The sequence below is a fragment of the Campylobacter concisus genome (assembly GCF_002913765.1).
Classification (GTDB): domain Bacteria; phylum Campylobacterota; class Campylobacteria; order Campylobacterales; family Campylobacteraceae; genus Campylobacter_A; species Campylobacter_A concisus_BB.
Genome location: NZ_PPCH01000017.1, coordinates 115,240 through 140,661, shown reverse-complemented (window position 1 = coordinate 140,661; position 25,422 = coordinate 115,240). Strand labels below are relative to the sequence as shown.

The window sequence follows — 25,422 nt, the reverse complement described above, 5'->3', positions numbered from 1 at the left end:
AATTTTAGACCTTTATATGTAGTAAATTTTTAAATTTCGCGAGATTTTGCGAGTTGCTTTTATAAATTTAAGCCGTTTTTTTAGTATCTCTTCTCTGGTTTTGTAAATTTGTTTGTAGATTTTACTCTCTAGTTTTTCTTTACTAGCAGCCTCTGGTAAGCGCTCTAAGATGCCAAGCCAGACGTCATAGTCTTGAAGCGCACCAAAGATCTCTTGCATATCTTTTAGCCGCTCTTCATACTTTTTAAGCCCGTCAAAATAAAAAATCTCACTCAAAAACTCGTAAGTGTATCTCACCTTTTTAAGCTCGATCCTGATCTTGTGAAAGCTCTCATTTGGGCAGTCTTGATCTAGGCTTTTTAGCCTCTTTTGTGCCAAAACTAGAAGCGTTCTAAGTTTAAACGAGCCAAGACGCGAAAGGCTAACGTCAAAGAGCTTTGATCTATAAAACTCGCCCTCGTTTAAAAATATCTCCCACTCTTTTAAAAAGGCGTAGTTTTCCTCATCGCTAAGATAGCTTTTAACGTTTTCATACTCTAAATTTAAAGCCTTTTGCACAAAGTAAATTAGCTCATTTGCATGCTTTTGCTCGCTTAAAAAGTCTAGAAATATGTCGAGGTCTCGCTTTTTGTTGGTTGAGTTTGCCAAAATTTTAAAATTCTCTCCAAAAAAGAGCGTCACTTTTTCATCAAAGACGCCGTTAAAAATTTTAAGTAGTGACCTAACTTTTCTTAAATTTACTCGCAGGTTGTGCAAAATTTCTTCATCGTGATCTTGCAGATAGTCGCTCTTTAGCCTCTTTATCTCTTTAAAGATGCTTAAAAACAAAGCTCTAAGAGCCTCACCGCTCTTTAAATTTGCAGCAAAATTTGGCGAAATTTCTTTGTTTTTAAAGACACTGTAGGCTCTTTTGTAGTCGATTTGTTCATTTTCGTTTGCGTGAATGGCAAGAAATTTATTTTTATATCTTTTATCGCAGGTGACATCGGCCTTACAAAACTGCTCCAAAAAAGCTGGCAGTTTAAAATATACAGCCTCGTTTTCATCAGCAAATTCTATCTCAAATGTGCAAAGTCCATTTAAGCCGTCTTTAAAAACGTCGATGTTACAAGGGTTATTATTTAGCCGAAAAATGTATCTATCTTTTGTGATTACGCGTCCGATGCGGTTTTTTAGAGCCTTTTTAAACTCCGTCTTTTCGCAAAATTCCTCATTTTCTTCTCTTATAAGATCTTTGCCAACCTTGATCGTTTTTATAAATTTGCCCTCTTCACTTCTGAAGCGGATCTCTTCATTTTGCGTGATCTTGGTGTAAAACTGAGAAATTTCAAGGTGCTTAAAAACTAGCCCAGCCTCTTTTAGAAAATCTAGAATTTGAGAATTTTTGAGTAAAAATTTACGCTCTATCTCCAAACCCACATTTTTCTCCGAAATTTTTTGTTTATTTTAGCGAGTTAGTGCTTAAAATAATGAGAAAAAAGCTAATTTCAGGCTTGTTTGAAGTGTTTTATGAAGAAAAATAAAAATTTATGTTGCGTAGTGCAACATAAATTTTGCCTTATCGGCAGTGTTTACAGCTTTTTACGCTAGCAACGATATTTAGGCGCTCGATGATGTTACCGATCTTTTTTTCAAGCGCCTCTTGGTATTTGCCAAGCTCTGAGTCATCATAGCTCATATCCTCGACGCTACCGCAGTTTTCGCAAACCACGTGGATATGTGGATGCTCATAAATGTCGTATCTCGCCTTTTGATTTACGATATTTACTTCAACCACTAGACCCTCATCTTTTAGAGTGTTTAGGTTTTTATAAACAGTTGCGAGCGAAACTGATGGATTTTCTTTCAAAATTTCATCATAAAGCTCATCGATCGTTGGATGTGTGTGACGATCAAGAATTCTCAAAACGCTAAGACGCTGCGGCGTTACTTTAAGCCCAGACTGTTTTAGCAACGATACATATTGCATAATTTTCCCCTATACAAATTTTTGCTTTATGCTAGCAAAAGTAATATTAAACGTTTCTTTATTAAATGATATTAATTATTCTCTAGTAATTTTTGGGTAATTTGCTCAGCGCTTATGCCAAGGCTCTTTTCGACCTCAGCTGTCGAGCCATGCTGGATAAATTTATCATCATACTCAAAACTAACAACGCTTACATTTGATATGCCATTTTCTTGTAAAAAGGCACTTACGATCTCGCCAACACCGCCTTTTTTAGCGCTATCGCTAAAGATATACCACTTTTTAGTGCGTTTTGCAAGATCCAGCAAAAGCCCTCTATCAAGCGGCTTTACAAAGACTAGATCGACAAGGATAGATTCGAGCTTGCCAGCTAGTAAATTTCTAACCAAATTTGCCCTGCCAACGCCGTTGCCATAGCCTAAAAATGCGGTCTCACTCTTTGCGTCAGCTAAAATTTCACCCTTGCCAAACTCAAGCGGTTTAGCTTTAAACTCATCTCTTAAGATAAATGCCCCACGCGGATATCTAAACGCACTAACACCCTTGTAAGAGTAGGCAAATTTCATAACATTTTTCATGCTCTCTTCGCACCTTGGAGCAAAAAGAACCATATTTGGCACAGCGTTTAAGAAGCTAATGTCAAAAGCGCCCTGATGCGTTTCGCCGTCCTCGCCCACGATGCCTGCCCTATCCATCGCAAATGTGATGTTTAAATTTAAGATAGAAGCGTCGTGAATGACCTGATCATAGGCTCTTTGCATAAAGGTCGAGTATATCGCGACAAATGGCTTAAAGCCCTCTTTCGCCATGGCTGACATTGAGGTGACAGCGTGCTGCTCGGCTATCGCCACGTCCCAAAAGCGGTCTGGAAACTCATGTATGAGCGCATCCATGCCAGTGCCTGTTGGCATCGCAGCTGTTACGCCAACGATGTCGCTGTGCTCTCTTGCCATCTTTAAAAGCTGCTCGCTAAAGATCGCCGTAGCTGACTTGTTTGACTGTCTTTTTATAAATTCGCCACTTTTTAGATCAAATGGCCCAACTCCGTGCCAATTTTCATAGTAACCCTCAGCAAATTCATACCCTTTGCCCTTTAGCGTCTGCACGTGCACGATGACTGGTTTTTTTATGTTTTTGGCAGTTTCAAATGTGCTAAGAAGTGCCAAGAGGTCGTGCCCATCGACTGGGCCTATGTACTCAAGCCCAAGCTCTTCAAAAAACATGCCAGGAGTGATGAGCCTGATGCCCTCCTCCATGCGTCTAGCCATGTAGGCTGCAGAGTCTGGCATATAGCTTAAAAAGCGCTCGACCCTGCCTTTAAATTTTTGATAAAACTGCCCAGCCATCATCTGGCTTAGATACTTGCTAAGCGCGCCTATTGGCTTACTTATGCTCATTTCATTGTCGTTTAGGATGATAACACAAGGATATTTTCTATCCCCTAGCTCATTTAGCGCCTCGTATGCCATGCCTCCACTTAGCGAGCCGTCGCCTATGACAGCTACTGGCAAGCGCTCTTCGTTTTTTAGCTTGATCGCCTTTGCAGCGCCAACTGCAAGCGAAATGGATGTCGAGCTATGACCTGCCACAAAGTAGTCAAATTTACTCTCGCTTGGCTTTGTGTAGCCGCTGATACCGTTAAATTTTCTAAGCGTATCAAAGCTGTCCCAGCGCCCAGTTAGTAGCTTGTGCGCGTAGCTTTGGTGACTTACATCAAAGATAAACGGATCTTTTGTAACGTCAAAAATTTTATGCATCGCAACGATGATCTCGACTGCACCGATGTTTGAGCTAAGGTGACCGCCATTTTTGCTAACGGTAGATAGAATTTTATCTCTGATGTCGTGGCAAAGTGCGTTTAGCTCATCGACATTTAGGCTTTTAACGTCTTTATTCATTATTTACCAGCATTTTTAGCTTCTCAAGCCTTGTTTGCATCGTCGCATCGATGTTTCCGCCCTCGCTTATTATCACCACGCCACCTTTGCTTATGGCGTCATCAGCACTTACTTTTACGCGTTCGTTTTTACTAAATTGCTCTTTTAGATAGTCGCTATCTTCTGGATTTACGCGAATTTCTATATTTTTTACGTCGCTTAGCTCTTTTATAAGCGAATTTGCTAGGTGATGAGCGATCTGGCTAGATGCGCTTGAAACCTCTTTTTCTATCACCTCTTTAGCGATCTTTATCGCAGTTTGCCCAAGCTCTTCCTCGCTCTTTTTCAAAAACTCATCAAATTTAGCGTACTGCTCGTCAAGCTTTGCAGCTGAAGCACTAAATTTAGCCTCAAGCTCCTTTATCTTTGCCTCGTTTGCAGCGTTTGTTTGAGCGATGCCTTCGTTTTTGCCATCTTCTTTTGCACGGACGATCTCAGATTCAAGGCGTTTTGCAAATTCGCTCTCTTGATTTTCTATTTGCATTTGAAGTTTGATGATGTTGCTGCTTAGCTCATCTGTCTTTTTAAGCAGCTCCTCGACAAAACTCGAGTCAAATCCGGGCTGGTGAGCTTGGTTATTTTGAGGCTGAGGCGCAAAGTGATTTTGCATATTTGGTTGCACTGGGTGTGACATCTGAGGTGCGAAATTTTCACCACCTTGCTCTAAATTTTGCTCATTTAGCTCTTCACTAAGGTTGTTCTCTTCTATCAAAACAGGTGCGCTATCTTGGGCTCTTTCATTGCTCCCAAGCACCTTAAATCTATAATTTTCTATAAAGTGAGCCGGCGAGGTCTCACTTGTTATTACGCTACTTTTCATTCTATCATCTCATCTGCTTCGCCAACTTGGAAGACACCTTGATCAGCTAGACCTTGGACGACCTCAACGATGCGTCTTTGCGCCTCTTCAACATCTTTTACACGAACAGCGCCAAGGTATTGCATCTCCTCCTTGAAGGCTTCGGCTGCACGCTGAGACATATTTGATAAAAATTTATCTTTAATGCCATCGCTTGAACCCTTAAATGCAACCATAAGGTCTTTTTTATCGACATTTTTGAGAATTTCTCTAATCGCAGTTGCGTTAAGGTTGATAATATCTTCAAATGTAAACATAAGCTCTTTGATCGTTGTAGCAAGCTTATCGTCGCTTTGCTCGATGCGCTCGATCGTGCTTTTGCTAGCTTTTTGGCCAAGTCTGTTAAGCACTTCTGCCACAGCTCTTGGACCACCAACCTCGACCTTGTAAGATGTGAGGCTTTCAAGTTTGCCCTCAAGCACGGTTGAGACACGCTTGATCACTGATGGACTGATCTCGCCAAGGTTTGCCATCCTGATCACGACCTCGCTTCTTAGCTCATCTGAGAAAAAGCTTAGCGTCTCGGCGGCACTTGTTGAGTCCATGTGGGCAAGAATTAGCGCGATAGTTTGAGGGTGCTCTTTGACGATGAAGTCTGCGAGTTGCTGTGGCTTTATCTTATCAAGATAGCCAAAGCTCTTTGAGTTTTCCATGCTTTTAGCAAGCTTGTCTAAAATTTTCTGCGCAGCCTCTGGACCAAATGTGCGGTATAAAATTTCTTTTGCATACTCTAAGCCACCACTTCTCATATATTGATTTGACTGCATGAGAGCGTAAAATTCTTCTAAAATAGCGCCTGCAACTTGTTTGTCTATATTTTTTGCAGTTGCTATATAGCCTGAAATTTCAGTGATGACATCAACATCCATGTGAGAAAATATAAGAGCTGTCGCCTCTTCGCCAAGCTGTATTAGTAAAATAGCGATCTTTTCTGGCATCGAAAGATCGTCATATATCATCTTTTGCTTATCGGTTAGTTTTATAGACATCAAATTTCCTTACGCATGTTAAAGTCACTATCGTTTTTAACCATATCTTGGAGTAAATTTGAAATTTCCTCACTTCGCTCGGTGACTACTATCTTCATCTTTTCAAGAAGGACGTCGTATTTTAGCTCGTCTTCGTTAAATTCACCGCTAAGGCCAAGCTGCTCCTCGACCTTCTTGCGAGCGGCTTTAAATTTCTCAAGCGTATCTTCTGCATCCACCTCGATATCTTCAAGATCGTCCTGGGCTTGCTCCTCTTCTTCTTTCGTCTCTTCAAGCATCTTTTGCATAAATGGCACGATGACTTTTTTGTAGAAGATGTAAAGTAGCAGTGCTGCAAAGATGTATTTTAGTAGCGGCAAGAAAGGCATCACGTAGTTGTTCATAAAGCCATCCATCTTCTCGCCAGTGCTGACATCTTTGCCAGTTTTAAACTCGAAGTTATCTAAGCTTACCTCATCACCTCTATTTTGATTGTAGCCGATTGATTGTTTGATCAAATTTGTGATTGACTCTCTTTGCTCTTTGGTAAGCGGGGCAAATTCAAGCTCGCCAGTTGGCTTGCCGTCTTTATCCTTTTTGCTTTGATAAAGTCCGTCTATAACGACAGCTGCACTTACTCTGTTTATGCTCGCAAACTGCCCTTTAACATTTGTCACTTTCTTTGAAATCTCGTAGTTTGTCTGCTGTGAGCTTTTGTTGTACTGCTCTTTTAAAGTGCTGTCATCAAGACCTTGAACAGGGCCTATGTTGCTAACCGCACCTGGTACGCCGCCTACTTCATTTGGAGCTGAGCCTTGGCGCTTTTCTTCGATGTTACTCTCGCTTCTTACGACGTTATTTGGGTCATAAACCTCGCTTTTTGTATCTTTTTTATCAAAGTCAAAGTCGATATTTACCTTCGCTACGACCTTATCTGCCCCACCCACGATAGGAGCTAGGACATTTACGATCTTTTGCTCGTAATTATTTTCAAACTCGCGCTTATAGCGGATCTGCTGAGCTATAGCATCACTATCAAACTCGCCATCTTCATCGCCAAGTGCGACGCCATCTTGATTGACAATCTTTACATTTTCTGTGCTTAAATTTGTAACAGAGGCAGCAACTAGGTTTTTAATGCCAAAAATTTGCTTCGCATTTAGACTAACGCCTGGCTTTAATTCAACCACGATCGAGGCTGTTGGCAGCGCTTGCCTTTCGGTAAAGACACTCTCTTTTGGTATGGCTATTCTTACGGTTGCTTTTTGGATAGATGAGAGGCTCTCGATCGTTCTAGCTAGCTCGCCCTCAAGCGCTCTTTGAAATTTAACTCTCTGCTCGGCGTCCGTTGCTCCAAATTCTTGCTTGTCAAAAATTTCAAAGCCGATCTTGCTCTCTTTTGGTATGCCAAGCGTTGCAACAGCGATACGCTCTTTATATACATCACTAGTTGGCACCAGTATTGTGCCCTCGTTTGCTAGTTTATACTTGATGCCATCTTTGTTTAGCTGATCGACTATTAAGGCTGAGTCGCTTGGGCTGATGTTTTCAAAAAGGACGCTATATCCTGCAAAGCTATCACTTTTGCTTTTATAAAGCGTTAAAAATACCAAAAAAGCTACAACCAAAACGATCGAGCTGCCTGCGACGATCTTTTGTTTTAGTGAAAGCTTTTGATAAATTTGACTTATTTGATGAAGTAATGCCTTAAAATCCATATCCCTACTTTAAAATTTGCTCTAACTCTTCAAAAACTCTATCGTTTTGCCATGCCTGACCGATGGTGATTCTCACCGCATTTAAGGCGTAGCTTTTTAAATCTCGTAAAATTATACCTTTTTTTAGCATCTTTTCGCATATCTGGCTTGATTTTGGCTCGTTAAATTTAAAAGTTATGAAATTTGTGTAGCTTGGGATAAACTCGATGCCATTTTGCTTTGCAAACTCCTCATATCTCTTCATCTGCTCGAAGTTGTTTTGCATAGTTTTTTGCACAAATTCATCATCATCAAGTGCTACTATCGCTGCTCTTAGGCTTGGAGTTGTGATGTTAAATGGAGCTCTTAGCTTTGAAAGAGCGCCTATGATCTCTTCATTTGCCACGCCGTATCCCACGCGCATGCCGCCAAGTGCGTAGGCCTTTGAGAAAGTGCCAAGATAGATGGCGTTTTTAAATTTCACCACTTCGCTTGGCTTTATCTCTTTTTTACTATCTTTAAATTTAGCAAATTCGTTGTAAGCACAATCAAGCACCACAAGCGTGTTTTCACCAATATTTTTTATAAATTTATAGACCTCATCGGCGTCCAAACACTCGCCTAATGGGTTGTTTGGCAGGCAAAGAAAAATAACAGAGATTTCATCTTTGTGCGCGTTATAAATTTCTAAAAACTCACTCAAATTATGCTCCACACTCTTTGTGCGGTAAATTTTAGCCCCAGTTTGTTTTGCGTAAATTTCATACATCGCAAATGTCACGCCAGCCATCAAAACACCACTTTGCTTGTTTGCCTTTGCGTGAAGTGCAAACTCTATGATCTGGTCGCTTCCAGAGCCGATGATTAAATTTTTGCTAGCTACGCCAAATTTCTTAGCTAGCCCCTCTTTTAGCTCAAAGTAGCTATCATCTGGATAGAGATGCGCGTTTTTAGCGACCTCTTTTAGCGCCTCTTCTACGCGTTTGCTCGTGCCAAAAGGGTTTTCATTGCTCGCTAGCTTTATCACATCTTTTGCATCGATGCCAAACTCTCTAACTACAAGCTCGATCGGCTTTCCAGCCTCGTAATTTACTAGATCATCTAAAAAGTCATTAAATTTCATTACTCATCTCCGTTTAAATAGCTTCCCAGCCACGTTATCTCAGCGCCGCTCTCTTTTGCGAGTTCAAAGGCGTTTTGCACCTTCTCATCGTCGATATGCCCTTCAAAGTCAAGGTAAAAAATTGACTTAAATTCGCGCTGCTTTATAGGACGTGACTCAAGTTTTGTGATATTGATATTCTCATTTTTAAAGATAGAAAGCAGATCAGCAAGGCGTCCTGGACTGTGATCAGTCTTTGCTAGGATCGAAGTTTTTGAGTTTTCAACCTTGGCGTTTTTAAAATCACTTAAGATCAAAAATCTCGTTCTATTTGCCATATTATCTTCAATAGTCTCATAGACGATTGGCACGTTGTAAATTTTAGCTGCGATTTTTGAGCAAATGGCAGCTGATTCTCTATCCATAGATGCCATATATGCAGCTGCTGCGGTTGATTTAGCTGGGACAAATTCGACCTCATTTAGCAAGTGATCTTCTAAAAATTTACGGCACTGGTTGTAGCCTTGCGGATGCGAGTAAATTCGCTTTATCTCTTTTAAATTTTCATTTATGCTAACAAAGCTGTGGTGGATATCTACGTAGAGCTCTGCCACTATCTTTATATCATCAAATTTACTCAAACAATCAAGCGTAGCTCCAACAGCGCCTTCGGTGTTGTTTTCGATAGGCACGACGCCGTATTTTGCCTCTTTTTGAGCTAGCTTTGTAAAAACTGCCTCGATCGTAGCAAGTGGCAGATAGGCACTCATCGCGCCAAATCTACTTTGCGCCGCTTGATGTGTATAGGTGCCCTCAGGTCCTAGATAGACGATCTTTTGAGGCATCTCTAAATTTCTACTAACAGCAAAAATTTCAAGATAAATGGCCTCGATCGCAGCCTTGTTTAAAGCTTTATCTTTGCTAAGGCTAGTTAAGCGGTTTATGATAGCTCGCTCGCGCTCAGGACGATATATAGGCGTCCCAGTGGTTTGCTTTAGCTTGCCGATCTGCTCAACAAGCTTCATCCTCTCATTTAGTTTATTTAAGATGAGATCATCGATACTATCGATCTCTTTTCTAAGCTCATTTAGCTCTTGCATCAGCGCTCTCCAAAAACTCAATCTCAGGTGCCACGACGTCCTCAAAGCACTCACGTCTTCTTATCAGCCTATCTTTGCCATCAAGCACGCAAACTTCAGCGGCTCTGTTTCTTGTATTGTAGTTTGAGCTCATGCTAAATCCATAAGCTCCAGCCCCTTTAACCACGACTAGATCGCCACTCTTACACTCTGGCAGATTGATATCTTTTGCTAAAAAGTCACCGCTTTCACAAACTGGACCGACCACATCGCAAGCGCCTAAATTTTCATCCTTGCCATCGACAAAAATTTTGTGATGCGCGCCATAAAGGCTTGGTCTTATAAGATCATTCATCGCGCCATCAGTGATGACAAATCTCTTTTTGCCGTTAAATTTTTCATATAAAACACTTGCGACAAAGTAGCCAGCATTGCCCACGATAAAGCGTCCTGGCTCACAAACGATGGTCACATCTTGACCTTTTAGTGCGCCTAAAATTCCTTGTGCGTAGTCGTATAAATTTATCTCTTTTTCATCGTTGTAGATGATGCCAAGTCCGCCGCCAACATCAAAGAATTTGATATCGATCTCAAGCGCTCTTAGCTCTCTTAAAAGCTCGCTTACGATCTTTGCAGCGTCTATTATCGGGCTTAGTGAAGTTAGCTGCGAGCCGATGTGAAAGTGTATGCCAGTTGGCTCAAGAAACTCTGATGCTTTAGCGTGGATATACATCTTTTTAGCCGTCTGCGCATCGACGCCAAATTTGTTTTCATTTAGCCCTGTCGAGATATATGGGTGAGTTTTTGCATCAACACCAGGATTTACCCTGATGCTAATCCTAGCCTTTAAATTTAGCCCTTTTGCAATCTCTTCAAGCCTTAAAAGTTCGGCAAAACTCTCAACATTTATCAGCAAAATTTCATTTTCTAAAGCCTCTTTTAGCTCTTCATCGCTCTTGCCAACGCCGCTAAAGATGATCTGATATCTCTTAGCACCTGCAAGAAGCGCTCTTTTGACCTCGCCGATGCTTACGCAGTCAAATCCAGCTCCAAGATCAGCCAGAAATTTTAAAACACTTAAATTTGAGTTTGCTTTTACAGCGTAGCAAACTAGAGATTTTCTAGCGTAAAATGCGTTTTTTAGCGCCTCATAGCGCTCTTTAATGTAGTTAAAATCATAAACGTAAAGTGGGGTTTTGTATTTGCTTGCAAGCTCTTTAAAATCCATAAAATAGCCTTTTTTAAAATGGCTTGATTTTACAAAAAAGTTGCCAAAATTTGGCTTAACGATGCGATTTTATGAGATAAATGGCGTATGCAAAAAGCAAAATAACAGGGAGAACCATGCCGATCTCTGGCAAGATGACAGAGGTTTGAGCAAATTTGGTTAAGATAAAGAGAAGTCCCCAAACTACGAGTGTTATCACAACAAAGATAAATGTTGAGAGTGCGAGGTTGAAAAACCTGCCAGTCACTGGCAAATGATAGTAGAAAATAAGCAATAAAAATGGCGCAAAAAATGGCGTGATGGCAAGGTTATAAAATGCAGTCCTCGCGCTATCAAGCCCTATGCCTTCGTTTTTAAATGTTTTTATGAAATTTATCGCATCAGGTATGTTAAATTTCGAGTTTTCAACGCTTGCAGCACTCTCGATGCTCTTTGGCTTAAAGCCTCTTAACGCATCTAAATTTTCGCTTTTTACCTTGCTAAAGCCACTTTCGCCAAGCTCTAAGCTTTGAGGCAAAAAGGTCTGATTTACATCTTCTAAAACCCACTCATTGTCTTTAAATTTAGCGTGGTTGGCAAAGGTTGTTGAGAGCAAGTCAGTGCCATTAATGTCAAAAATTCTCACGTCATTTGCTCTTTGCTTGGCTGAGTTTAGCTCTTTTATATAGATAAATTTGCCTTCAAATTTCAAAAATGAGTCATTTGTACTTTTTGAAAAAGCGGTGTTTTTTGCGATGCTTTTTTGATAGTCATGCGCATAAGCAAATGGCGTAAAATTTAGCCCAACGTAAAAAATCGTCACAAAAAGTGCGATGAGAAATGGTGGTAAAATGAGCTTGTTTTTACTGATGCCAAGAGCATAAAAGCTGATTAGCTCGTTTGATCTGACCATATTTACATGCAAAATTATTAGCGCAAAAATGAGTGAAAGTGGCAAAACATAGCTAATGGCACTTAGTGCAGTAAGGCCAACGTAGAGTAGCTGAAGGTTGGCAGATGGCGGCAGATCTTTTAAATTTGTAAGCAGATCAATGCCAACATAAAATAGCTCAAGCGCTAAAAATACGATAAGAAAAGATTTTATATAGACCCAGCCAACGTATCTGGCGTATAGTTTCATTTGATAAGACCTTTTTTTACCGTAAATTTTTGTGAAATTTCGTTGATGTCGCTATTTAGCAGCTCACAAACCGCATTTTTAGTATAGGCTAAAATTTCATTTAAAGCCTTTTTCTCCTCGTCACTAAACTCGCCAAGGACGAAATTTTTAGCATCGCCCTCATGTCCGATACCGACGCGCACTCTTTCGTAGTCGTTGCCTATTAGATTATCGATCGATTTTATGCCGTTATGTCCGCCGCTACTGCCGCCTTTTTTAAATTTAACCGCGCCAAAACTAAGATCAAGATCGTCGTGGATGACGATTATCCTATCTGGCTTGTAAAAGTCTTTTACTGCTTTTACGCTTTGACCTGATAGGTTCATAAAGGTCGTTGGTTTTAGCAAGATAATGTCGTTAAATTTAAAAACTTCGCCTTGAAATTTGGCTGAACTAACATCTTTGAAATTTGAGTCTTTTAGGAGATCTATAAGCATAAAGCCTATGTTGTGTCTAGTGTTTTCGTATTTGGGACCAGGATTTCCTAGCCCCGCTATTAGTGTCACAAAAGCCCTTTTTATTTAGCTTTAATAACTCCAAGTACCGCAACACGGTCAGCGTCGATGATAGTAACGCCTTTAGGAGCTGTGATATCACGAACCAAAATCGTATCATCAATGTCAAGTTTGCTTACATCAACGTCAAATGAATTTGGTAAATTTTCAGCCGTGCATTTTACGCAAAGACGTCTTTTTGACTGGATCAAAACGCCCTTATTTTTAAGACCAATAGGTGTTCCAACTGGCTTAACTGGGATCATATATTTTGATAAAACGCCAGGAAGTGCTACTTTTAGATCTACGTGTTTAAGATCGCTTGTAACAACATCTCTTTGGTAATCAACAATAACGACATTATAAACTTTTCCGCCTACTTTTACATCAAAAGCAAGGCTCTCTTTTTTGCGTGCCTCTTTTATAAAGTCATTGACTTTAAAAGCAGCTGCAACATTCTCTAATCCCTTGCCATAAATGTTGGCGATTAGATAACCATCTCTTCTCAAAGCCTTCGCAGACTTCTTACCGATACTCTCTCTAACGATACCTTCTAACATCGTTTTCCTTTCATAAAAAATAGGTGCTGATTCTATCTAATGCTTTATAAATTTCACATAAAGCTTATTAAATTTCTTTAAGCGCGATCACTTCAGGTTGATCTTGTTTGCTTTGAGGTTTGCCAAAATTTACACCATTTTCAAAGCTAAAACCTGCCACATTTGAGCTTTTTATCTTAAGCTGCAAATCGCCTCTATTGCTAGCATTGTCAAGCGCTACTTCGGCACTAATTATCTTATTTTCATAAAGCTCAAGCAGGTGCTGATCAAAGGTTTGCATGCCGTAAGTATTTTTTGACTCAGCTATGGCAAGATCGATCTCGTCAAATTTCTCTTCAGATATGAGCTCTTTTATGCGGGTATTTTTTCTCATGATCTCGACTGCTGGGCGTCTTGTGCCAAAAAGCGTTTTAACTAGCCTTTGCGAGATGACGCAAGCAAGCACTGAAGAGAACATAAGACTGACTTTATCTCGCTCGCCTTGTGGGAAGCTATTTACTATTCTATTTACGCTCTCTTTTGCATCAAGTGTGTGAAGTGTCGAAAGCACCAAGTGTCCAGTCTCTGCGGCTCTAATGGCAGTCTCAATCGTCTCAAGATCTCTCATCTCACCAACCAAAATAATGTCAGGATCTTCTCTAAGTGAAGCCCTTAGCGCATCTGAGAAATTTAGCGCATCTGCGCCTATAGAGCGCTGGTTGATTATGCTTTTATCGTCGTTAAATACGTATTCAATCGGATCTTCGATAGTCACGATGTGTGATCTTTTTGTTTGGTTGATGAAATTTATCATGCTTGCAAGCGTTGTCGTCTTGCCGCTTCCAGTTGGGCCAGTCACTAGGATGATGCCACGAGTGGTCTCTGTGCAAATTTTTTCTATCACGCTTGGTAAATTTAGATCTTTTATGGTTGGGATTTTCGTTGGAGTGACACGAAATACAGCAGAAATTCCATTTATCTGCAAAAACATATTTACACGAAAGCAGTACTCATCATTTAGTTTATAAGAAAAATCTATATCTTTTTTATCCATAAACTCATCAAATTTAGCCCCCAAAAGCTCATTTGCTATAGCTACCGCATCACTTGGGTCTAAATTTTCTTCGCTAAGTGGCATGATCTCACCATTGAATCTGCCATAAACAAGACTTGCAGACTTTAGATGAAGATCGCTGCCGCCTTTATCTACTAAAGAGCACAGATATGAGTCTAGGTCTTGTTTGGTCATTAAAGTGATTTCATAATTTCATCAAATGCTGCAACAAACTGCTTTAAGCCGTCATTTAAAAGCTCTTTATAAGTAGCATTTATATCGATCTCATTATTTTTTATGATGTGAAAAAAGCTTGAGATATTCTCTTTGCTAGGGGCATTTTTTGCCTCAGCTTTTTCTTTTACAAATTCTTTTATCGTATCTATCGGAGCTGTGTTTATAGAGTTTTTATACATTAGCTCCCTAACGTAATAATCCCCTCTTAAGCCACCGCCTTTTACGCCAGTGCTTGCAAAAAGTGTCCTTACATTTTCTAAGCCAAAATCCTCAATTATATGATAGATATTTGCAGCGTTCATTATGCCGATCTGTCCTGTTGGCAAGCTCTTTGCAGACATTGTTTCATCAAGCTTTCTATCAAATCTACTAACAAAAACGCTGATAACGCCTTTTGGCATAGTGGTATCCACAAAGCGGCTTGCATAAGTTTTGCTGCCCTCTTTAAAAGCCTCTAGGCAGTTTTTAGCCTGATCTGGCGAGAAAATGAGCGTCGCATTTACGCTGATACCTCTTGCCATGAGCGCACTCATCGCCTCATAGCCTTCTTTTGTGGCTGGGATTTTTATCATGACATTTGGCATTGAGATGAGGCTATGAAGCCTGATGCCCTCTTCTATCGTAGCAGCCGTATCGCCACTTAAATTTGGATCAACCTCTATGCTAACAAAGCCATCATCGCCATTTGCGTAGTTTTTTAGCATTTTACATGCGGCGATCTTGATATCTTGGGTCGCTAAAATTTCATAAAGATCTTTTGGGTGACGCTTGTTGCTATTTTGTATGATCTGTTTGTAAGCAGGTGATGCAAAAGCTGTTTTAAAGATAGCTGGGTTGCTTGTAGCTCCGTTTATAACGCCTTTTTCTAGCAAAGAGTTGAATTCGTTTTGTAAAAAATCTCTCTCTATAAAGTCACACCAAAGAGAAAATCTAGCTTCATTGTCATACATTTTTTCACCTTATAAAATTTAAAATTTCACGCAGATCTTTGACATCCACGCAATGCGTCGCCTCTTTTTTTAAAATTTCTTTCGCACAAAAGGCAATCTTTAGATCACATTTTCTAAACATCGAAATATCATTAGCGCCATCACCAACACACATGATCTCACTTTTATCTAAATTTAATAGCCCCTTTAAGCGATCTATCATCTCGCCTTTTGAGCTACCAAACATCATCTCTCCGCCAACTTCACCTGTTAAAATTCCATCTTTATGGTGCAAAATATTTGCAAAATTTGAATCAAATTTAAGTTTTTCTTGCATCTTATCAGTTGCGATGTGAAAACCGCCACTAAAGACCACGACTTTTATGCCTTTTTGCTTTAGAGCAGCTATAAGCTCGCTAGCCCCTGGCATGATGGGTAAATTTTTACAAATTTCATCTGCCTTTGAGAGTGGCATTCCTTTTAAAAATTTTACTCTTCTTGTAAGACTTTCAAAAAAATCAAGTTCGCCGTTCATCGAACGCTTCGTTATACTAGCCACCTCATTGCTGGCGTTATTAGCGGCGGCGAGGATATCAATCGTCTCGCCGTCCATTATCGTAGAGTCAAAGTCAAAAACACAAAGTTTTATCAAGCTATGCCCTAAAAATCACGCTTTAAAAGGCTCTCAACCTTTAAAATCGTAAGGATATTTTGATCGCGTTTGCCGATACCATAGATCATACCTTTGTCTTTTACTAAAGTCTCTGGCGGCGGATCGATCCTGTTGCGGTCTATCCTGATAGCCTCCGTCAAGCGGTCTATCACGAAGCCTGCGATATTATCCTCATCTTTCATGACGATATATCTTGTATTTGAGCTTTGCTTTGTAACATTTAGTGAAAAACGTTTTCGCAAATCAATAAGCGGGATAACGTTTCCACGTAGGTTAAAGACACCAAGAACATAGTCAGGCACGCTAGGAACACGGGTGTATTCGATAGGTTTGATTATCTCTTGGATATTTAAAATAGGTATCGCATACTCTTCTTCACCAACAACGAAGCCTACAAGTTGGACTATATCTTCGTTGTTTTTTATCTCAGGCTCGTCAATTTGCTGTTTTTGTTTGCTTAAAACTTGGTTTAGTTTATCATTCATCGCCTAACCCCTAACCTAATTTAATATTTTTTCTAACAACGTTTTCAAGGTATTCTGACGAATATGGTTTTGTGATATATTCTGTCATACCAACCTCTACTCCGCGCAATCTATCAGTTTTAGACGTTCTTGATGTTACTGCTATTAGCGGTAAAGTGCGATACTTAGAGTATTTGCGAATTTCACCAGCTAGAGTATATCCGTCCATCCTTGGCATCTCAATATCAATGAGCACCGCATCAAATGCATGCTCGCCTGATTTAATTATATTGAGTGCTTCTACTCCGTTAGTTGCTTCTATTATTGTGACGCCGATTGGCTCAAGCGATTTTTGCATGATGGTTCTGTCCATCTTAGAGTCATCAACGATTAGGACCTTATAATCGCTTGGTTTCTCTTTTGCTTTAGTGCTATCTTCCATTTCGGCCCTAATATTTACCTTAATATCCTTTGCCATCTCCATCATAGCACCAACGTCTATGATAAGAGTTACGCGGCCATCGCCTCTAATAGTAGCTCCAGCGATGCCTGGGATATTTTGTAGATAATCACCCATTGACTTAATAACGATCTCTTCTTGACCAACTAAAGTATCAACGATGATGCCCAGTTTTGCCTCAGCAACGCCGATGATAACGACGTAAGTTTGATCTCCGCCGTCAAAGACTTTATTGACTCCAAAGACATCTGAAAGTCTAACAAGAGATAAGACCTCATCTCTTAGTCTTAGAACGTTTTTGCCATCGATCGTGTAGATATCATCGATTGGTACACGAACAGTCTCAAGAACGCTCGCAAGTGGTATCGCATAAAATTCCTCTTGTGTTCCAACAAGAAGTGACTGAATGATCGCAAGTGTGAGTGGAATTTTAAGCTTCATAACCGTGCCTTTTCCAACTTCACTCTCGATATCAATGATACCATTTAGTTTTTCAATGTTTGTTTTAACAACGTCCATACCAACGCCACGACCAGATACGTTTGTAACCTTGGCTGCAGTTGAAAATCCTGGCTTAAATATAAGACCAAACGCCTCTTTCTCGCTCATCGCATCAGCTTCACGCTCAGTGATGATGCCTTTTTCTATCGACTTAGCTTTAAGCATATCAGCATCTAAGCCCTTACCATCATCAACTATCTCAACGACGATATGGTTGCCCTCATTATAGGCTTTTAGCTGAACAAGGCCTTTTTCAGGCTTGCCCATTGCCTTTCTTGTCTCAGGATCTTCGATACCGTGGTCGCATGAGTTTCTGATGATGTGAACTAGCGGATCGCCGATCTCTTCAACGATTGATTTATCAAGCTCAGTCTCTTCACCTGAAATTTCAAGGTCGATCTGCTTACCAAGCTCGCGGCTAAGGTCGCGTATCATACGTGGGAATTTATTAAAGACTTTTGCTATTGGAAGCATCCTTGTCTTCATAACAGCAAGCTGGATATCAGTCGTAACTAAGCTTAAGCTTGAGACTACTTGATTTAGCTCTTCAAGAAATTTCTCGCCCTCATATCTCTCTTCTACGTCATCATAAATTTTTAGTAGGCGGTTTTTACCAAGGACAAGCTCGCCGATTAAATTCATCAAGTGGTCAAGTCTTTTTACTTCAACACGTATCGTTTGCTCTTGTGCTACCGCGCTGCTACTACTAGCTGCTGGCACTTTTTTATCAGCATCTCTTTCTCTACTAGGAGCTGGCTTAGGTGCAGGTGCTGGTGCAGCGCTAGCAGCTGGTGCTATCTCTTCAGGAGATTTTGGAGCTATGCCTTTTGAAGCACGTCTTGCTTGATCTTCTGCTTTTCTAACTTTTAAGAGTCTCTCTATCTCAGCTTCAACCTCAGAGTCACTTAGCTTTGAAAGCTCAGCATCACTTACTTCAGGAGCTGCTTCTTCAGCTGGTGCGACAGGTTCTGGCTCTTTTACTGGCTCAGGTGCTGGTGCGGCTGGAGCTTCTGCGGCTGCGCTTGGTGCTTCACCTTCAGAAATTTGAGTAAGTCTTACACAAATATTTTTGATATCAATGCCAGCGGCTGCATCACTACCGTTATCTCTAATGCTTTCTAGTAGTCCTTTCATCATATCAACTGATTCAAGAACAACGTCCATGATATCTGGAGTGATCTTTAGCTCGCCTTTTCTAGCTTTGTTTAAGACATCTTCCATGTGGTGAGTAAGCTCTGTTAAAACGTCAAAATTTAAAAAGCTTGAGCTACCTTTTACTGTGTGAGCAACACGGAAAATTCTATTTAAAAGTTCCAGATCTTCAGGGTTTGCCTCTAGTTCAACGAGGTCATGGTCTATCTGCTCAATAAGTTCGAAAGCCTCTATTAAAAAGTCTTCCATTATTTCTTTCATATCATCCATACTTCACCTCACTTCGCAGATTTAGAATGTGCTTCAATCACTTTTAGCACCTCTTGATAAAATACACCAGCATCAAATTTTGTAAGATACGCAGCACCACCGGCTTCTTTACTCTTAACCTCACTAAATTCGTTGCTTAATGAAGAGTTAAACACAATCGGAACATCTTTAAATCTATCATCATTTTTAATAGTTGAAGCAAAGCGGTATCCATCCATTTGTGGCATTTCGATATCACTTAAGATAACTCTAAGCTCTTTTGTTAAGTTATCTCCATATCTTTGATAAAGCTCCTCCATCCTCTCCAAGCCCTCAACGCCGTTTTTAGCTTCAACTACGCTAAGACCCATCTTCTCAAGTGCGTCTTTTACTAGCTTTCTAGCAGTTGAGCTATCATCTAGAACTAAAGCAGCGCCTTTGATCTTTTGATCGTCTGTTACGTCAAATTCGATCTTTGGTGAGTAAATTCCTAGCTCTTCAACGATGCTTTCAAGATCAAGGATAAGAAGTACTTCGTCGTTTTCTATTCTTGTTACACCTGTGATCTTGCCTTTATCCAGAGTACCAGCTCCAGCAGCAAAATTTGCAGGCTCTATGTCTTTCCAGTTTATACGTCTGATCCTCTTTGCCTCATGGACGATAAAACCGATCAATATACCGCTAAATTCAGCGATAATAACACGTGGTTTTATGACTACACCCTCAGTTGGCTCGACGATATTCATCCATCTTGCCAAATTTATAACAGGGATAACCACACCTCTTAAATCAAAAATTCCCTCGATATACTCAGGAACGCCAGGAAGCTCGGTAAGATTTGGCATCTTAATGATCTCCCGCACCTTTGCGACATTGACTCCGTATATTCCTTCATATACTTTGTTTTCGGCCTTTTTAAAGATACGAAAATCAACAAGTTCCATCTCGTTTGAGCCCGTTTTTAGTACGTTGTCTCCAAACATCAATGTCCTTTCAAACTCATTTTGAGCAAATTCAACTTTTGCTGGGCGTATTCTACAACAAAATAACTTTGCTCGCATGCAAAACAAGGTAAATTTATATAAAATCTATCGTAAATATCAAATAGCTCACCTTGATGATAGTGTCCCTCTATCACTATACTTGCGTCAAAGCCCTGCAAATGCTTGCTCATTAGCTCCTTGAAGTTTGAAATTTTATAGTGCAGATTTTTATTAGTAAGTTTGGCTAGTATCGCTTTTGAAATTTTAAAATCCAAAATTTTATCAAGCGCGTTCATAAATTTCAAAAACCATCTAAGCCTTAAAAACCTAAGCGCATACTTATCTATAAAAGGCAAAAATATATCGCCATGCGCGATCTGGACGTGCTCGCCACTTATAGTTCTAAATTTCACTGGCTGAGCGCAAATGTCATAGATCTTTACCCCCTCAAAGCTTAGCCTCTCACCTTTGTCCCAAAAATCTCTAGTTTTATTAAATAAATTTGAAAGTCTAAAATCGTGGTTGCCCTCGAAGTAAAAAATTTCCACCTTTTGTGAAATTTTATTTATAAGCCTTAAGTGCTCAGCGTAAAATTTTTGCGTATATTCGCCCTCGCCCGTTAAAAAATCAAATATGTCGCCAAGCAAGAAAATCTGCGGTGGCTCCTTGATCTCTCCGCTATCAACGCCGCGCAAGAATTTCAAAAATCCATCTCTATTTACATTTTCATGCGCATCAGCCAAAAAGATCGCGCCTTCTTTTATAACGGGGGCATATAGATATTCGCTCAAATTTTGCCTTAATTAAAAATTAGCAGAGCCAAAAAGCAGTTTTTAGCTCTTTGCCTCGTCTTTTTAGTCAAATTTTATAGGTTTGTAGCAGATCTTAACGATCTCAACGTCACTTCTGCCTTTTGGTAAATTTAGCGCTACCTCATCGCCCTCATCCTTGCCTAAAAGCTGCTTTGCAAGAGGAGAGTTTATCGAGATATAGCCCTTGTCTAAGTCACTTTCGCTCACACCAACTATCGTGTAAGTATGCTCTACCTCGGTCTCTTCATCCATTATCGTCACACTAGAGCCAAATCTCACCCTATCATGCTCGTAGCTACTTGGATCGATCACTTCAGCATTTGCCAAAAGTGCGCTAAGCTCAGCGATCCTAGCGTCTATAAAGGCTTGCTTCTCCTTTGCTGCGTGATACTCGGCGTTTTCTTTTAGATCGCCATGGCTTCTTGCGATGTCTATCTCTGTTACGATTTGTGGGCGCTGAACTAGCCTTAGATCCTTTAACTCAGCTTCTATCTTCTCATATCCGTGCATTGTCATTGGTTCACTCATTTTTTACTCCATATTTTTTAAAATTTTTACTACATTTTTACTGCTGCCATGCCCTAGGTAAGCCCTTAGCTCATCGCAGCCTTTTAAGAACTTTTGCCTATCGCAGCTCTTGTAGGCTCTTAGCAAATTTTCAGCAGTTGCAAACTCTTGGATAAACTCCTCATGAAGCGGCTCTTTGCCCATGAAGTCAAACATTATATTTGCAAGTCCCGCGTGCTTGATCTTTACAAATTTTCTAGCGATGAAAACATCTATCGCTTTTGCCTTATATGCTAGCACAAATGGCGTGCCAATGAGCGCTGCTTCAAGCGTAGCAGTGCCAGAGCAAACAAAGGCAAAATCGCTCTCATACAAGGCTTCAGGCGTGTTTGAGACAACCTCAAAATCGCTCACATCACCATAAATTTCGCCCACTTTATCAAGCAAAAATGGCGGCACGACAAGCAGCCTTGTGGCCTCTATCTTTTTAGCAAGCTCTCTATAAACTGGCATCAGCCTTGAAATCTCTGACCTTCTTGATCCTGGTAAAAAAGCCACTTTGCCACTGCTACTTAGGCTAGTTTTTTTAAGCTTTATCTCATCCATCAAAGGATGACCCACGTAGGTTGATCGGCTATAAAATTTCGCATCAAATGGCAGGATCGAAGCCAGGTTGTCACAGTATCTCTCCACAACGCTCACTCTTTTTGGCTTCCACGCCCAAACTTGAGGTAAGATGTAGTATGTCACGGCTGCTTTTGCGCCAGCTTCTTTTATCGCCTTTGCAAGCGGCAGATTAAAGGCTGGACTGTCTATTAGCAGCACTGCATCGACCTCTTTTGCCATCTGGCTCATCACTTTCATCGCTTTTTTTGCCTTAAAAATGAGTGGCAAAACCTCGACAAAACCCATCGCTGAAAACTCGCTGCTTTTCATATATGGCGTGCCAAGCTCTTCGCTAAAAATTCCCATTAGCTCAAATTCGCCCTCGAAATTTTTTAAAATTTCTTTTAAATGCAAATTTGCCGATGGCTCAAGAGCGGAGACTAAAATTTTCATTTACACACTTTCATCAGGTCTTTTTTTGGGGGCATTATACGCAAAAATTCTTTAAAATTTTAAGAAAGCTGTGATAAAATCCAACCCTTTAAAGGATAAAATTTGAAAGAAATTTTGATAACAAATGACGATGGATTTGAGGCGACTGGCCTGCTTGCCTTAAAAGAAGCTTTAAGCGAGCTAGATGACGTAAATGTCACGATCGTAGCTCCAAGCTCTGAAAAATCAGCCTGCGCTCACTCTTTGACGCTCACAAGACCGCTTAGGTTTATAAAACTTGATGATAACTTTTTTAAACTTGACGACGCAACGCCTAGTGACTGCGTCTATCTCGCACTTCACGCACTTTATAATAAAAAACCAGACCTTGTTATAAGCGGCATAAATCACGGGGCAAATTTAGGCGAAGATATCACCTACTCTGGCACGTGTGGAGCAGCGATGGAGGGCGTTTTACAAGGCATTAGAAGCATCGCTTTTTCACAGTTTTATGAAAACAACTCACTAAATGAACTTGGCTTTGAACTAGCAAAAGAGGTGGTGAAATTTATCGTACCAAAGGTGCTAAATGATGAAATTTCGCTAAATCAAAGAGAATTTCTAAATGTAAATATCCCAGCCACAACTAGCAAAAATTTCAAAGGTTATGCCGTCGTGCCAGCTGGCAGACGCACCTACGCCACGCATGCCACGCTTAATCGCAACCCAAGAGGCATCGAGTACTACTGGCTTGGAAACGCCGCACTTGAATACGAAAAAGGCGAGCCAAGCGACATCAGCAAGGTAAATGAGGGCTTTGCCACGATAACGCCCATAAAACTAAATATGACTTCATACGAGAGTTTGGAGAGTCTAAAAGGGAAATTTGATGCAAAATGATAGATTTACAAGGATAAGATGGCTCTTCGGCGAGGATGGTTTTAGCAAGCTTCAAAGTGCAAAAGTGCTAGTTTGCGGAGCCGGAGGCGTTGGTGGGATGTGCGTAGATGCGCTTGCTAGAAGCGGGGTCGGAAGCATCACGCTGATCGATAAAGACATCTTTGACGTGACAAATCAAAACCGCCAAATTTACAGCGAAAACGTAGGAGGCGTAAAGGTGGAGGAGTTTGCCAAAATTTATCCTTGCATCACGCCTATGCAAACGCTGATCACGCCTGAGTTTGTCGCTGGATTTGACTTTAGCAAATTTGACGTGGTGATCGATGCGATCGATGATATCGCTGCCAAGATCGCCCTTGCAAACGCAGTAGATCCTAGCAAATTTATAGCCTCGATGGGTGGTGCAAAAAGGGTCGATCCAACCAAGATAAAGGTGGCTTGCGTTTGGAAAACATCGGTCGATCCACTAGCTAGAAAATATAGATATGAGCTCAAAAAATCAGGCTTTAGCGGTAAATTTGATGTTGTCTTTTCGGTTGAAGAGCCACTTTGCAAGCCACTTGGAAGCTTCATGGGCGTAACTGCTTGCTTTGGGCTAAATTTAGCCTCACTAGCTGTTAAAAAGATAGTTGAACAGTAAGTCTAAATTTACACTCCGAGCAAAATTTCAAATTAGAGCTAACATTTTGGATAAATTTAACAGCCAGCTCTACAATACACAAATTTAACAATCCAAGATGAGCATCTAGCAAATTTTAAAAATTTATAAACGAGTAATTTCGGCTCTAAAATTTGAGCTAAGCTATAGGCGAAGCCAAATTTTAGTAGTCAATTCTTGCGAGTGAATGAGAGTTTAAAATTTGTAAAAATAGCTTGATTAAATTTGATTTATCCAAGAAGGAGACAAGAGGGGGGCTTAAATTTTGCTTTTCAGGCTCACAACTGCAGGATAGACACAAAACTCGTCCACTTATCCCACTTCTTTTTTAATCCCTCATCTGCTTGCAGTTATGAGATGAAATCCTAGTAAAAACCTGCGCGCGTTAGAAGTATATACTTTAATGCTGGTGCATCGTAAATCACAACAAATTTCTATTTTAAAATATAGCTTTAAATTTATAAGTCCTGAAATTTAGTAAGTAGTTTAAATAAATAAAAATTTAAAATAGACGCAAAGTTTACATATTTATCTGATCGTATTTGCTGCTTTTTACAACCAAATGCGATTTATCATTTAAAATTTATCTCATCTTTTTTATATTTTCTAAGTAGCTCGTTTATCTGGTTTTGAAATTTACCCCATCTTGCTTCGCTGCCATGCTTTGTGAAGAGACTTTTGGCATGAGAGATCAAAATTTCACTTTTATCTTTTTTCAAAAGATATTCGTATAGTTGATTTATCGCTGCAAGGCCGTTTTGTTCGAGCATTAGTTCTATTAAATTTTCCTCCGAGCTATTTTGCTCAAAAAATTTAAAAACAAAGCCAAGGTCGTTTGCTACATTTTCATAAATTTTAGTCACGTCACTATCTGGCTCTAGCTCGTAGTATGCAGCAGATGTATGAGTGATTTCATGTGCTCTAGCTCTAAAATGGCACTCATACTCTTTTGGCTTACTAAGCGCTTCTTTGCCAAGAGTAGCCTCTATAAAAGGGGCGTAAATGCCGCAATTTATATAAAATCTCGTGCGCTCTGAGCTATTGCCGCTGCTTTTTTGAAAATTTACAACATAGATAAAATTTGGAGTATTTTTGTAGAAATTTAAAGCGCTCTTACTAAAGCCATTATCCTTAAATAGCGGCTTTAGCAGAGCGATAAGCTCGTCAAATTTCTCTTTCATAAATTTAACGTGCCAGATGTATGGTTATTTATTTGCGCGCTCGATGTACTCACCACGAACGGTATCAACGCGGATGACCTCGCCTTCTAGTACGTGAAATGGTATCTGAACTACCGCGCCACTCTCAAGAGTAGCTGGCTTTTTGCCGCCTTGTGTGTCGCCCTTGAAATTTGGTGGAGTTTCAACTATCTTTAGCTCGACTACTTGTGGCACTTCAACGCCGATAGCATTGCCGTTGTGAAATAAAATTTCAACCATCATGCCATCGATCATCCATTTTTTAACATCGCCCACATCCTCGTCGCTGATCGCAACTTGCTCGTAAGTAGTCGTGTCCATAAACTGGCAAAACTCACCATCATCATAGAGGTACTGCATCTCTTTTTCTTCAAGATGCGGCTGCTCGCACTTATCGCCTGCGTGAAAAGTCTTTTCAAGAACCTTTCCGTCGACAAAAGACTTGATCTTTGCACGAACAAAAGCTGCACCCTTGCCCGGTTTAACGTGTTGATATTCTACGATTTTATAAGGAACGCCGTCGATCTCGATCTTTAGTCCCTTTTTTAGATCGCCCATTGAATATGAAGCCATTT

General features: G+C 40.3%; 25 protein-coding genes. 2 read left to right on the top strand and 23 right to left on the bottom strand.

All coding sequences use genetic code 11. The features are described from left to right. Positions 1 to 12 precede the first annotated feature (12 nt). The 21 genes from CYO89_RS05300 to lpxB form a co-directional block, all read right to left on the bottom strand. Positions 13 to 1,419: a CHAD domain-containing protein gene (locus CYO89_RS05300; RefSeq protein ID WP_258032532.1), complete on the bottom strand. Its 1,407-nt coding sequence runs from the start codon at positions 1,417 to 1,419 to the stop codon at positions 13 to 15. A 139-nt stretch (positions 1,420 to 1,558) separates the two neighbouring features. After that, entirely contained in the window at positions 1,559 to 1,969 is a 411-nt protein-coding gene (locus CYO89_RS05295; protein WP_009294652.1) for a Fur family transcriptional regulator, read from the bottom strand. A gap of 71 nt (positions 1,970 to 2,040) precedes the next feature. Further along, on the bottom strand, positions 2,041 to 3,867 hold the full coding sequence (gene dxs / locus CYO89_RS05290) for a 1-deoxy-D-xylulose-5-phosphate synthase (RefSeq protein WP_103597395.1): 1,827 nt from the start codon (positions 3,865 to 3,867) through the stop codon (positions 2,041 to 2,043). Then, the gene (fliH, locus tag CYO89_RS05285; RefSeq protein ID WP_103597393.1) at positions 3,860 to 4,726 is read right to left on the bottom strand and encodes a flagellar assembly protein FliH; all 867 of its coding nucleotides are present in this window, start codon (positions 4,724 to 4,726) and stop codon (positions 3,860 to 3,862) included. The genes dxs and fliH overlap by 8 nt, the downstream gene beginning before the upstream one ends. After that, positions 4,723 to 5,754 carry a flagellar motor switch protein FliG gene (fliG, locus tag CYO89_RS05280; RefSeq protein WP_012001435.1) on the bottom strand — a complete coding sequence of 344 codons (1,032 nt, stop codon included), beginning with the start codon at positions 5,752 to 5,754 and terminating at the stop codon, positions 4,723 to 4,725. Before fliG ends, fliH begins: the two co-directional genes overlap by 4 nt. Further along, positions 5,754 to 7,451, bottom strand: a complete 1,698-nt coding sequence (fliF, locus tag CYO89_RS05275) for a flagellar basal-body MS-ring/collar protein FliF (RefSeq protein ID WP_103597392.1) — start codon at positions 7,449 to 7,451, stop codon at positions 5,754 to 5,756. The genes fliG and fliF overlap by 1 nt, the downstream gene beginning before the upstream one ends. A 4-nt stretch (positions 7,452 to 7,455) precedes the next feature. Next, positions 7,456 to 8,553, bottom strand: coding sequence for a histidinol-phosphate transaminase (gene hisC, locus CYO89_RS05270; protein WP_103597390.1), 1,098 nt, complete (start codon positions 8,551 to 8,553; stop codon positions 7,456 to 7,458). Beyond that, a complete protein-coding gene (gene pheA, locus CYO89_RS05265) occupies positions 8,553 to 9,632 on the bottom strand; it encodes a prephenate dehydratase (RefSeq protein WP_009294657.1) in 1,080 nt (359 codons plus the stop codon). Before pheA ends, hisC begins: the two co-directional genes overlap by 1 nt. Continuing rightward, complete coding sequence (gene lysA, locus CYO89_RS05260; protein ID WP_103597389.1) at positions 9,616 to 10,839, bottom strand: diaminopimelate decarboxylase; 1,224 nt, start codon at positions 10,837 to 10,839, stop codon at positions 9,616 to 9,618. The genes pheA and lysA overlap by 17 nt, the downstream gene beginning before the upstream one ends. A gap of 55 nt (positions 10,840 to 10,894) precedes the next feature. Then, a complete protein-coding gene (locus CYO89_RS05255) occupies positions 10,895 to 11,959 on the bottom strand; it encodes an LptF/LptG family permease (RefSeq protein ID WP_103597387.1) in 1,065 nt (354 codons plus the stop codon). Further along, positions 11,956 to 12,504, bottom strand: a complete 549-nt coding sequence (gene pth, locus CYO89_RS05250; protein ID WP_103597386.1) for an aminoacyl-tRNA hydrolase — start codon at positions 12,502 to 12,504, stop codon at positions 11,956 to 11,958. Before pth ends, CYO89_RS05255 begins: the two co-directional genes overlap by 4 nt. Positions 12,505 to 12,515: 11 nt before the next feature. Beyond that, positions 12,516 to 13,052, bottom strand: a complete 537-nt coding sequence (locus tag CYO89_RS05245; RefSeq protein WP_002939542.1) for a 50S ribosomal protein L25/general stress protein Ctc — start codon at positions 13,050 to 13,052, stop codon at positions 12,516 to 12,518. A gap of 67 nt (positions 13,053 to 13,119) precedes the next feature. Continuing rightward, positions 13,120 to 14,280 (bottom strand): type IV pilus twitching motility protein PilT, encoded by a 1,161-nt coding sequence (locus CYO89_RS05240; RefSeq protein ID WP_021087845.1) that lies wholly within the window; start codon positions 14,278 to 14,280, stop codon positions 13,120 to 13,122. Continuing rightward, positions 14,280 to 15,272 (bottom strand): transaldolase, encoded by a 993-nt coding sequence (locus CYO89_RS05235; protein ID WP_103597384.1) that lies wholly within the window; start codon positions 15,270 to 15,272, stop codon positions 14,280 to 14,282. The genes CYO89_RS05240 and CYO89_RS05235 overlap by 1 nt, the downstream gene beginning before the upstream one ends. A 4-nt stretch (positions 15,273 to 15,276) precedes the next feature. Then, positions 15,277 to 15,903, bottom strand: coding sequence for a phosphoserine phosphatase SerB (gene serB / locus CYO89_RS05230; protein ID WP_103597383.1), 627 nt, complete (start codon positions 15,901 to 15,903; stop codon positions 15,277 to 15,279). An 8-nt stretch (positions 15,904 to 15,911) separates the two neighbouring features. Beyond that, positions 15,912 to 16,409 (bottom strand): chemotaxis protein CheW, encoded by a 498-nt coding sequence (locus CYO89_RS05225; RefSeq protein ID WP_021087872.1) that lies wholly within the window; start codon positions 16,407 to 16,409, stop codon positions 15,912 to 15,914. A gap of 10 nt (positions 16,410 to 16,419) precedes the next feature. Further along, positions 16,420 to 18,771: a hybrid sensor histidine kinase/response regulator gene (locus tag CYO89_RS05220; protein WP_103597381.1), complete on the bottom strand. Its 2,352-nt coding sequence runs from the start codon at positions 18,769 to 18,771 to the stop codon at positions 16,420 to 16,422. An 8-nt stretch (positions 18,772 to 18,779) separates the two neighbouring features. Continuing rightward, on the bottom strand, positions 18,780 to 19,733 hold the full coding sequence (locus CYO89_RS05215; RefSeq protein WP_012001425.1) for a chemotaxis protein: 954 nt from the start codon (positions 19,731 to 19,733) through the stop codon (positions 18,780 to 18,782). Next, on the bottom strand, positions 19,733 to 20,524 hold the full coding sequence (locus CYO89_RS05210) for a UDP-2,3-diacylglucosamine diphosphatase (protein WP_103597379.1): 792 nt from the start codon (positions 20,522 to 20,524) through the stop codon (positions 19,733 to 19,735). The genes CYO89_RS05215 and CYO89_RS05210 overlap by 1 nt, the downstream gene beginning before the upstream one ends. A 63-nt stretch (positions 20,525 to 20,587) precedes the next feature. Then, a complete protein-coding gene (greA, locus tag CYO89_RS05205; RefSeq protein ID WP_103597378.1) occupies positions 20,588 to 21,073 on the bottom strand; it encodes a transcription elongation factor GreA in 486 nt (161 codons plus the stop codon). Positions 21,074 to 21,076: 3 nt separating this feature from the next. Next, positions 21,077 to 22,111 carry a lipid-A-disaccharide synthase gene (gene lpxB, locus CYO89_RS05200; RefSeq protein ID WP_002939706.1) on the bottom strand — a complete coding sequence of 345 codons (1,035 nt, stop codon included), beginning with the start codon at positions 22,109 to 22,111 and terminating at the stop codon, positions 21,077 to 21,079. 102 nt (positions 22,112 to 22,213) lie between these two features. On the opposite strand from lpxB, the gene surE reads away from it, so the two are divergent. Further along, positions 22,214 to 22,990, top strand: coding sequence for a 5'/3'-nucleotidase SurE (gene surE, locus CYO89_RS05195; RefSeq protein WP_103597376.1), 777 nt, complete (start codon positions 22,214 to 22,216; stop codon positions 22,988 to 22,990). Further along, positions 22,980 to 23,630 (top strand): tRNA threonylcarbamoyladenosine dehydratase, encoded by a 651-nt coding sequence (locus CYO89_RS05190; protein WP_103597374.1) that lies wholly within the window; start codon positions 22,980 to 22,982, stop codon positions 23,628 to 23,630. Before surE ends, CYO89_RS05190 begins: the two co-directional genes overlap by 11 nt. 590 nt (positions 23,631 to 24,220) lie before the next feature. On the opposite strand, the gene CYO89_RS05185 is transcribed toward CYO89_RS05190, so the two are convergent. Beyond that, entirely contained in the window at positions 24,221 to 24,829 is a 609-nt protein-coding gene (locus tag CYO89_RS05185) for a DUF4304 domain-containing protein (protein ID WP_103597372.1), read from the bottom strand. Positions 24,830 to 24,853: 24 nt separating this feature from the next. Beyond that, a complete protein-coding gene (gene efp, locus CYO89_RS05180) occupies positions 24,854 to 25,420 on the bottom strand; it encodes an elongation factor P (protein WP_004317246.1) in 567 nt (188 codons plus the stop codon). Positions 25,421 to 25,422: the final 2 nt, after the last annotated feature.

Coding starts and splice junctions, on each gene's coding strand:
- hisC (WP_103597390.1), bottom strand. CDS start 8,553: ATGAAATTTAATGACTTTTTAGATGATCTAGTAAATTACGAGGCTGGA.
- fliF (WP_103597392.1), bottom strand. CDS start 7,451: ATGGATTTTAAGGCATTACTTCATCAAATAAGTCAAATTTATCAAAAG.
- CYO89_RS05240 (WP_021087845.1), bottom strand. CDS start 14,280: ATGACCAAACAAGACCTAGACTCATATCTGTGCTCTTTAGTAGATAAA.
- CYO89_RS05255 (WP_103597387.1), bottom strand. CDS start 11,959: ATGAAACTATACGCCAGATACGTTGGCTGGGTCTATATAAAATCTTTT.
- lpxB (WP_002939706.1), bottom strand. CDS start 22,111: ATGAAAATTTTAGTCTCCGCTCTTGAGCCATCGGCAAATTTGCATTTA.
- CYO89_RS05220 (WP_103597381.1), bottom strand. CDS start 18,771: ATGGATGATATGAAAGAAATAATGGAAGACTTTTTAATAGAGGCTTTC.
- dxs (WP_103597395.1), bottom strand. CDS start 3,867: ATGAATAAAGACGTTAAAAGCCTAAATGTCGATGAGCTAAACGCACTT.
- CYO89_RS05225 (WP_021087872.1), bottom strand. CDS start 16,409: ATGAATGATAAACTAAACCAAGTTTTAAGCAAACAAAAACAGCAAATT.
- fliG (WP_012001435.1), bottom strand. CDS start 5,754: ATGTCTATAAAACTAACCGATAAGCAAAAGATGATATATGACGATCTT.
- CYO89_RS05295 (WP_009294652.1), bottom strand. CDS start 1,969: ATGCAATATGTATCGTTGCTAAAACAGTCTGGGCTTAAAGTAACGCCG.
- CYO89_RS05215 (WP_012001425.1), bottom strand. CDS start 19,733: ATGTTTGGAGACAACGTACTAAAAACGGGCTCAAACGAGATGGAACTT.
- greA (WP_103597378.1), bottom strand. CDS start 21,073: ATGAGTGAACCAATGACAATGCACGGATATGAGAAGATAGAAGCTGAG.
- CYO89_RS05235 (WP_103597384.1), bottom strand. CDS start 15,272: ATGTATGACAATGAAGCTAGATTTTCTCTTTGGTGTGACTTTATAGAG.
- fliH (WP_103597393.1), bottom strand. CDS start 4,726: ATGAAAAGTAGCGTAATAACAAGTGAGACCTCGCCGGCTCACTTTATA.
- pheA (WP_009294657.1), bottom strand. CDS start 9,632: ATGCAAGAGCTAAATGAGCTTAGAAAAGAGATCGATAGTATCGATGAT.
- efp (WP_004317246.1), bottom strand. CDS start 25,420: ATGGCTTCATATTCAATGGGCGATCTAAAAAAGGGACTAAAGATCGAG.
- CYO89_RS05190 (WP_103597374.1), top strand. CDS start 22,980: ATGCAAAATGATAGATTTACAAGGATAAGATGGCTCTTCGGCGAGGAT.
- CYO89_RS05185 (WP_103597372.1), bottom strand. CDS start 24,829: ATGAAAGAGAAATTTGACGAGCTTATCGCTCTGCTAAAGCCGCTATTT.
- lysA (WP_103597389.1), bottom strand. CDS start 10,839: ATGGATTTTAAAGAGCTTGCAAGCAAATACAAAACCCCACTTTACGTT.
- CYO89_RS05245 (WP_002939542.1), bottom strand. CDS start 13,052: ATGTTAGAAGGTATCGTTAGAGAGAGTATCGGTAAGAAGTCTGCGAAG.